8 protein-coding genes and 1 pseudogene are annotated in these 7701 nt (G+C 67.3%); 3 read left to right on the forward strand and 6 right to left on the reverse strand.

The genetic code is table 11. The features are described from left to right. From QOI01_RS04420 to QOI01_RS04430, 3 genes are all read right to left on the reverse strand, one after another. Positions 1-553: DUF222 domain-containing protein (locus tag QOI01_RS04420; RefSeq protein ID WP_526378961.1), on the reverse strand; the 553-nt coding region annotated here is incomplete at its 3' end. Between the two features lie 89 nt (positions 554-642). Beyond that, positions 643-2730, reverse strand: coding sequence for an FUSC family protein (locus QOI01_RS04425; RefSeq protein WP_526378963.1), 2088 nt, complete (start codon positions 2728-2730; stop codon positions 643-645). A gap of 8 nt (positions 2731-2738) precedes the next feature. Further along, positions 2739-3506, reverse strand: a complete 768-nt coding sequence (locus QOI01_RS04430) for a DUF2127 domain-containing protein (RefSeq protein WP_526378964.1) — start codon at positions 3504-3506, stop codon at positions 2739-2741. A 91-nt stretch (positions 3507-3597) separates the two neighbouring features. Here QOI01_RS04430 and QOI01_RS04435 point away from each other — a divergent pair, with 91 nt between their 5' ends. The 3 genes from QOI01_RS04435 to QOI01_RS04445 are packed head-to-tail and all read left to right on the forward strand — an operon-like array spanning position 3598 to position 5247. Next, positions 3598-4239, forward strand: coding sequence for a TetR/AcrR family transcriptional regulator (locus QOI01_RS04435; protein ID WP_526378966.1), 642 nt, complete (start codon positions 3598-3600; stop codon positions 4237-4239). A gap of 16 nt (positions 4240-4255) precedes the next feature. Beyond that, positions 4256-4804, forward strand: a complete 549-nt coding sequence (locus tag QOI01_RS04440; protein ID WP_526378968.1) for an oxygenase MpaB family protein — start codon at positions 4256-4258, stop codon at positions 4802-4804. Continuing rightward, the gene (locus QOI01_RS04445; protein WP_526378970.1) at positions 4774-5247 is read left to right on the forward strand and encodes a hypothetical protein; all 474 of its coding nucleotides are present in this window, start codon (positions 4774-4776) and stop codon (positions 5245-5247) included. Before QOI01_RS04440 ends, QOI01_RS04445 begins: the two co-directional genes overlap by 31 nt. 149 nt (positions 5248-5396) lie before the next feature. Here the strand turns inward: QOI01_RS04445 and QOI01_RS04450 are convergent, their stop codons facing one another. The 3 genes and pseudogenes from QOI01_RS04450 to QOI01_RS04460 form a co-directional block, all read right to left on the reverse strand. Continuing rightward, a complete protein-coding gene (locus QOI01_RS04450) occupies positions 5397-6368 on the reverse strand; it encodes an aldo/keto reductase (RefSeq protein ID WP_526378972.1) in 972 nt (323 codons plus the stop codon). 29 nt (positions 6369-6397) lie between these two features. Then, a complete protein-coding gene (locus QOI01_RS04455) occupies positions 6398-6700 on the reverse strand; it encodes a hypothetical protein (protein ID WP_526378974.1) in 303 nt (100 codons plus the stop codon). A gap of 87 nt (positions 6701-6787) precedes the next feature. After that, positions 6788-7701 (reverse strand): annotated as a pseudogene (locus QOI01_RS04460) (isocitrate lyase ICL2); the annotation flags it as partial.

The raw sequence follows: 7701 nt of genomic DNA on the forward strand, positions 1-7701 counted from the left end.
GTTCGGGGCCGTCCTGATCGATCAGGGTGCCCAGGTGCGCGGCGCCCTTGCGCAGTGCGTCGGGCCCGAATCCGGTCCCGATCCGGGTCAGGGTGGTTTCGGCTCGTGCGCGGGTGGTGGGGTCGACCCAGTGCGGCAGTGTGTCGAAGAAGTTGCGGATCACCGTGACGTGCTCGGGCCCGATGGCCCCGGCGGCTTGGGCGGCGGCGACCTCCGCGAGTACCGGCGGCAACGGTTCACCGTTGAGTGCGGTGCGCGGTCCCAGCTCCTTGGCTTCGGCCAGGCGGCGGTGGGCGTCCTTGGCCGAGATCCGCAACCGCGTGCTCAGCACGGCCTTCCACGACTTGGCACCCAACTCGACCGGGGAGGCTTCACGTTGCAGACCGGCGATGATCCGGTGCGATTGGGTGGGTAGTTGGCGGGTCAAGGTCTCCCACTGGTCCAGCGCCGACAGCATTTCGGGATGAGTCAACGTGTCGACCCCGAGTGCGGCCACCCTGTCGTAGGCGGCGCGCATCTCGGCGATCGCCTCGAGCAGGGACCCGTCTTCCATGCTTCGAACAGTAGTTCGACCCACCGACAAGAAATCCCGCTTTGTGACACCTGAAACCCAAGTGACACAAGGGAATTACCTTGGAAGAGCTAGACGCGTGTGGTCACCTCGGCGAGAGCGCGGTCGAGGGTGCTCAGCGCCCGGAGCGCGGCACGCACGGGCCCGGGTGGGATGGCGGATGTCCCCATGACGTCCAAGATCATTGTCTCCATTACCTTCTCCGGTGGGTCGACACTGGCTCCTGCGACGATCTGCTTCATCGTCTCGACGGTGCCGCACACGTGATCGGCGGCCTCACGCAGCGCCACGGCGGTGACGTCCGGCGGCGCGGTGTCTGGGTCCGCGCGCGCGGCGTTCACGCCGGCACGCGCCAGCGCGTGGGCTGACCGGTTGCCTACCTTCAGTCCACGCATCAGACGGTGCACCCCGCGCCGGCTTCGAATGGCGGGTCCCATCTGCAGGGGCTTGCCCGCCTTGATGACGTCCTGCAGGGCGTTGTCGAGGCGACGCGTCTCTGCGACGAGGTCCGTCTCACCCCCCGGTGCCAGCACCGAGTCGACGCCGGCGTCGATCAAGCCGGCCAGTCGGTCGAGGTAGTCGTCGACCTTCTCGACGAAGGTAGCGCGCGTACCTGTCGAGAAGATGAAGTACGCGGATGCGATGCCGACGAGACCGCCGGCAGCCGTCTCGACGATGCGAAGCTCGAGGACCTGAACACTGAAGTCGCCGAGCAGCCCGTACAACATCGCCAACAGCACGGTGACGAAGAACGTCAACCAGGCGTAGGCGACGGTGACCAAATAGAACGCACAGAACACGCAGAGAACCAGGACGACGATCTGGACCGGCGGATGGTTACCGATCAGCGTGGCGAGCAGCACGCCGGCCACCACCCCGGCGATGGTGCCCACGATGCGGTGACCCGCCCTGGTGAGAATCTCACCGCGGGTGGACACCCCGGTGAACACCAGGAAGGCGGTCAGCACGGCCCAATACCAGCGGTCGGGCGAGATCAGCTCGCCAAGGATGGTCGCCGCGCTGGTGGCCACGGCCACCTGAATGGCGGCCTTCGTGCTGGGGTTCAGCCCGGAACTCTCCTCGTCGGCAGGTGTCTCCGGCGCGGGGTCCACGGCATGCGCGAGCTCCAACGCGTTCGTCGTGATGTGGTGAATTGCGAGGTGCGCCTGGACTGCCCGATAGGTGGTCACCGTCGCGATGCCTTCGGAGACGGACAGATCGGCCCGATCGGCGGCGGCGGCGGCGCGTTTGCGGCCGGCCCGCAGTTGGTCCTCGGATAAGTTGTGCTGCAGACATGTTCGTAGGGACGCGATCGCGTCGTCGAGTCCGCGCGGCCACGGCGTGCCAGGATCGAGCGCCCAGAGCAGGCTCACCAGTTGCTCCAGCGCAATCTGAGCGTCGAAGACCCGTAGCGCCAGATCCTCGCTGGTGACACTCAGCGACTGCGCCGCATCGTGGCGATCCAGCCAGTCGTCGATCATCAACGCCGTGTCACCGAGCCGGTCCAATCTTCGCCGCAGCACGGCGAGGTCGTACTCACCGCGATTCGTCGCGACCTCCAGCACGGAGGTCGACGCCCCTCGCAGCGCCCGGACCAGCCGGCGCACCTCGACGCGGGGACGGTCGGGAAAGATCAGCGTCCGCACGAACAGCGTGGCGCCGAGCCCCACGGCGATGGCGACGGCCAGGACCGGTACCTGACCAAGGGGCGCTCGCAGGAACAGCGCGAAGAAGTAGGAGATGAACGCGATCATCCCCATCGCGTTTCCGCGCGGGCCGAACCGGCGAACCCAGACGGCGCCGAAGAGCACCGCGATGAATCCGACGTCGGCGACCTTGCCCAGCGGAGAGAGAACGGCAGCCAACGTCACCGCCCCGACGGCGGGGAAGAAGAGCAGCAGCGTTGTGACTACCCGGCTGTGCTGTTGCCGGTCCTTGACCGCCGCGGAGGACTGCATGGCGGCGATCGTGCCCAGCATGGCGACCGTCACCGGCTGATGCGCGACGCGGGTGAACGCCAGCAGCGCGACCATGCCCAGGACGAGGGAGAGCGTGGTCGTCGCAGCGCTCCGCAGTCGCAACCTGCCGGGATCGGAGTCGACGAGAAACCGCGTCACGGCCGTCAGTGCCGGCAGGTGCGTCGCGCGATTGTGCGTCACCGGGCCGATCACATCGGCGACCCTGCGGCCCTCTCGACGTCGAGGAGTTGCTCACCGCGCCGCTCCTCGTCGTAGGCCGCGCGCCCGCCGCGAAGACCGAACAGCCGTTTCGAGAACAGCAGGTAGACCACGGCCGCCACGTTGATCGAGAACGTGAGGGCGCGGGTCAGCGTGATCCCCTTGGTCAAGTCGTGCACCTCCAACGGCAGGAAGACCGCGGTGGCGACCACGGCGAAGTATTCACCCCACCGCGCCAGTAGCCACAGCCCGACACCCTCGACGAGTTCGAGCACTGCGTAGGCGGCCAACGCGAGCGTGATCAACGTCAGGGTGGACGGTTTGGTCGCCAATGCCCGTTCCAGCTCGTGGATCGCGGTCATCTGATCGACCTTGATGCCGCTGGTGCGCAGGAGGGGCAGGTCGCGGTCCAGGGCGGACTGGATGGACCCCTGCGCGCCGTGGAACTTCCAGACCGCCCACGCCGCGAGGGCGATGAGCACCGCCCTGATCCACCGTTCCACCGCGAGCGCCCTGATGATAATGGCCTGACGCAATGCCTTGCCTCGCAGAACCATCGGCGCATCCTCGGCCGGCCCGCGACCGTGTGGCGGGCCGGGGGTGAAGTCGCCGCAGCGTAGGCACCGCCACACCTCGCCAAGTCCGGTAGTCCCGCTGAGCCGATCGGCGAGCGTCGGGTCGTCCGGCGCGTAGGTGATGTGACCGTGGCGCGCACAGGTGCGCAACTCCCACCGGTTGGCGCTGCGATGTCCGTCCACGGCCTCCATGTTCCTCGGTACCCAAAGCTACATGGATGAAGCAAATTCCTACACATGTGAAGAAATGGGTGATAGATTTCGATTCGTGCCGATGGCCACCGATGAAACGCTGCGGACCAGGGCTGCACATCTCGGCCCGGAGCGGCGCCGGCCTCAGGTGCTCAATGCCGCGTTGGCGATTACGGTCGAACAGGGCGTCGGTCAGGTGACGATCGGTACGATCGCCGACCGTCTGCAGGTCACGCGTCCGGTGGTGTACGCGTGCTTCGACGGCCGCGTCGAGATCATCACTGCGCTACTCGAACGCGAAACGACCAACCTGCGCGACGCATTGGTGGCGGCACTGCGTACCGCGCGCGGTCACGATCCCGAGTCCGCATTCGTCGACGGATTCGGTGCACTACTGCGCGTAGCCGCCGCTCGGCCGGACTCCTGGCGGGTGGTGTTCGCCGCACAACCGGATCCCGCAGTGGTCGACCGCTTCCAGCGCGTGCGCGCTGAGATGCAAGACATCGCGGGCCGTTGGATCCGGCCCGCGTTGAGCGCTTGGTGGGACTTCGCCGACGTCGACGCGAAGCTGCCCGTGCTCGTCGAATTCTTCCTGTCGTCATGCGAGGCAGCGGTCCGCTCGCTGCTCGATGCCATGAACACATGGACCGCCGACGACCTCGCGTCCATGTACGGACGCATGGTGTGCTCTGCCTTTCGGGCCGCCGGGGAACCCATCGGATGAGAAGGGGAAGTGAGCCATGACGACGACACGATCCGCCGGGCCGAGACCGGCCACGGCAGCGGTGCAACCGCACGAGGACTACGGCTTCTTCGGTCCAGGCTCGGTGACGTGGAAGGTCTGGGGTTATCCCACCTCGCTGACGGTGGGGTTCCAGCGATCGGTGGTCGTCGAGGAGTTGGACCCCAACCTCGTCGCCGCCGTTGACAAGACCCATGACATCTACCGGCGACCGCGCACCCGGTACGACCGCACCCTGCGCTACTTCTCCATGGTGGCGTTCGGTGGGTCACGCGAAACCGCCACCGCCGCTGACGTTCTGGTCAAGATTCATTCCAAGGCGATCGGTACCGAACCCTACAGCGGCGGGCGGTACGACGCGAACGACCCCGCATCCCAGCTGTGGATCCACCTGACTGCGTGGCATTCGATCCTCTACGCCTACGAGAAGTACGGCCCGGGACCTCTGTCGCCGCAGGAGGAGGCCCGGTACTGGCAGGCCCCCGACTGGCGGCCAGCGACATCGCCGTCGCCGCGATGGCCCATCTGCTCGACGCGAAGGTCATGATGCCGCCCATGCCGTGGGTGGCACGACCGCTCGCTCAGGTGGTGAGTGAGGTGCTGAGGGCGGGCACGATCGCGACGATGCCCCGGTGGATGCGCGAGATGAGCGGCATCCGGCAATCGAGAATCGTCGACGCGCTCGTCCGGCCCATCCTGTGGACGGGATTCCGGGTGATCAGCCTCACTCCGCGCGCGGAGCTGCTGGTGCTGAAGGTGCTCTCACCGATGACCCATCCGGTCGTCGCACCCATCAAACTCGGTGTCGCGCCGGTCAATCCGGAGGTCGTCACACCGGCGCAGGCCCGGATCCGGTATGGCCTCGACCGCCCCGCGGACGCCCACGCGGAACTGCGGTCACGTCAGGCCGCCCGGGTCTTCGGTGCCGGAACCGAGCCAAGCGATGAGGGCCTCGTCGAATCAGAACCGATCCTCGGCCGAATGCGCTGACGCACAATCGAATCGACGATGAGGAACGCATCGATCCTTCGTGACCGCTTCGTCCTCTCCCTGCTCGCCGGCGTGGCGTTGTCGATCGCTCTGCTGCTGGGCTTTCAGCGGCAACGCCTGCGTCGGCCCAACCGGATGACGACTGATCGTCAGGGGCGACGGAGCTTCTCGCGGACCGTGTCGGCGGCGAACCGGGCGAAGGACACCGGGTGGAACGCGCGAGCCGCGGCGGTCAGTGCCCCGCGCGTGTCCGTGCTCAGCTCGATGTCGGCCGCCGCGACGTTGAACTCGAGCTGTTCGACGCTGGACGCGCCGGGAATGGCCACCACGCCCGGCAGGCTGATCAGCCAGGCCAGCGCCACTTGCGCGGGTTTGGCGCCGACCTCGTCGGCGACGTCGCGCAACGTGCCAAGCAACGGTTCGATCCGGCGCAGATTCTCCGTTCCGAACAGCGGGTTCGTCGCCCGGACCCCGCCGGGCCGGTTGTCGAGGCCGTACTTGCCGCCCAGCAGCCCCTGCGCGAGAGGGCTGTAGGCCATCACCATCCGGTTCTCCCGCTCGGCGAACGGGACCAGGTCCTCCAGCGCGCCCGGGTGGGCCAGCGAGAAGTGCACCTGGTTGCTGATGACGGGCCTGCCGAGAGCGGCATCGGCCTTGCGCCAACGGTCGAGCGAGTAGTTCGACACGCCTACCGCGCCGATGACGCCGTCGTCGAGCAGACTGCGCATCCCCGGCATGATCACCGAATCGGGGACAAGCGGGTTCGCCTGGTGGATCTGGTACAGCGGGATGCGGTCCAACTGCAGCCGGCGCGCGCTCGCGCGGGCGCGCTGCCTGACTATGGGCGGGAATGGCGCGACCGGAAAGATCTTGCTCGCCACCACGACGTCGGCCCGCTCCGACCCGAGCGCCTCGCCGAGAATGCGCTCGCTCTTGCCCGTGCCGTAGACCTCGGCCGTGTCGAACAGCGTGACGCCGAGGGCGCGGGCGCGGGCCACGATGTCGCGAGCCGGACCCGAGGCGTACTCATCGCCGTAGCCCCACTCGCGGGAGCCGAACTGCCACGTGCCAAGACCAATGCGGCTGACCCGACCGAGCCCGTCGACGTCCAGAAACCTCATGCGCCCAGCGTACGGAAGACGTGGCGGCGCTAACTCCCGGCGTGGCCCTCGTCAGCGGACTGTGTCACCAGACCGGCGGCTGCCGCCGCGCTGATCGCGCGCTGCCAATTCAGTTCCGCGACGATCACCAACCCGAGTCCCGCGGCAAGGGCCACCACCGAACCGAGCCAGTGCACCCAGGCCGGGCCGACGTGAAAGTCGGCGAGCAGGACGAGTGATGACGCACCGGCAAGGGCGAGGATGGCACCCGATGCGATCCGCCGCCGATCCACCAGCGGGCGACGCACAGCGCGGGCATGACCTCGACCCGACGTGTTGGCGATAGCACTCATGACTCCTAAGGTGCCCGCGCGTCCTAAGGTGCGGCCAAGCCGAAGCTATGAAGTTCCCGTGAATGCGCCGCCCTCCCGCCAGAGGGACTAGTCCTCCTTGCGGATCAACCGGCCCAGCGCCTCGCGATCCGGCGCCAGCAGCTCGTCGATGCGGTCGTGGTTGACGTCCGCGACGACGATCTCGCCGACGTCCTCATGCACGTCACGGAAGATGCCGTGCGACTTCATCTTCTCGGTCTGATAGACGTTGTCCTCGGTCGGCGTGACGTAATACACCGCATCGGCCTTGAATCGGTTGATCAGCCACAGGTGGATCAGGGTCATCAGGCGCTTCTTGCGCAGCTGCTCGCCAAAGGTGTTCTGGTCGCGCACCGTCAGGATGCTGCGGCCGTTGCGGTCCTTGATGGGGTCGACCAGCACGTTGGCGAGCTTCTCTTCGCCACCGTCGCGGTCACCGTAGATGCCGAGTTCGAGCACTTCGCCGCCCGCGCGCAGCGGCCGGAACTGGACGCGGAGCGTCTCGCCGAGCTGATAGTGCTGACTCCACAGCGCCAGCCACTCCTCGAGCAGCTTCTTCGGCACCTCGGTCTGCACGAGGTGCTGATGCTGCGTGGAGCCCTTGCCCATGGACTTCGTGGTCGCCGTGCGTCCCGACGAGGCGGCCAGGGCCGCATCGCTGCGGGGTCCGCCGACCAGGGTCTGAGGCGTGCGGTAGGGCGATTCGACCAGACGCATCTTGCGCTGCAGCCGAGCCAGGGCGAGCATGCCGTCCTGCCGCAGTGCGGTGGCGAACTCCTCGGCGGCGACACCGTCGATCTGGTGTCCGCCGTAGGTGATGAAGTTGAAGACGAAGCCCATCTTGCCGAGTTCCTCTGGGAACGCCCGCATCTCGTCGTCGGTCATGCCGGTGGTGTCCCAGTTGAACGACGGTGAGAGGTTGTAGGCCAGCATCTGGTCGGGGAATTCAGCGTGGATCGCCTCGGCGAATTCGCGCGCGTCGA

It is taken from the genome of Mycobacterium sp., assembly GCF_032162605.1.
Taxonomy (GTDB): Bacteria; Actinomycetota; Actinomycetes; order Mycobacteriales; family Mycobacteriaceae; genus Mycobacterium.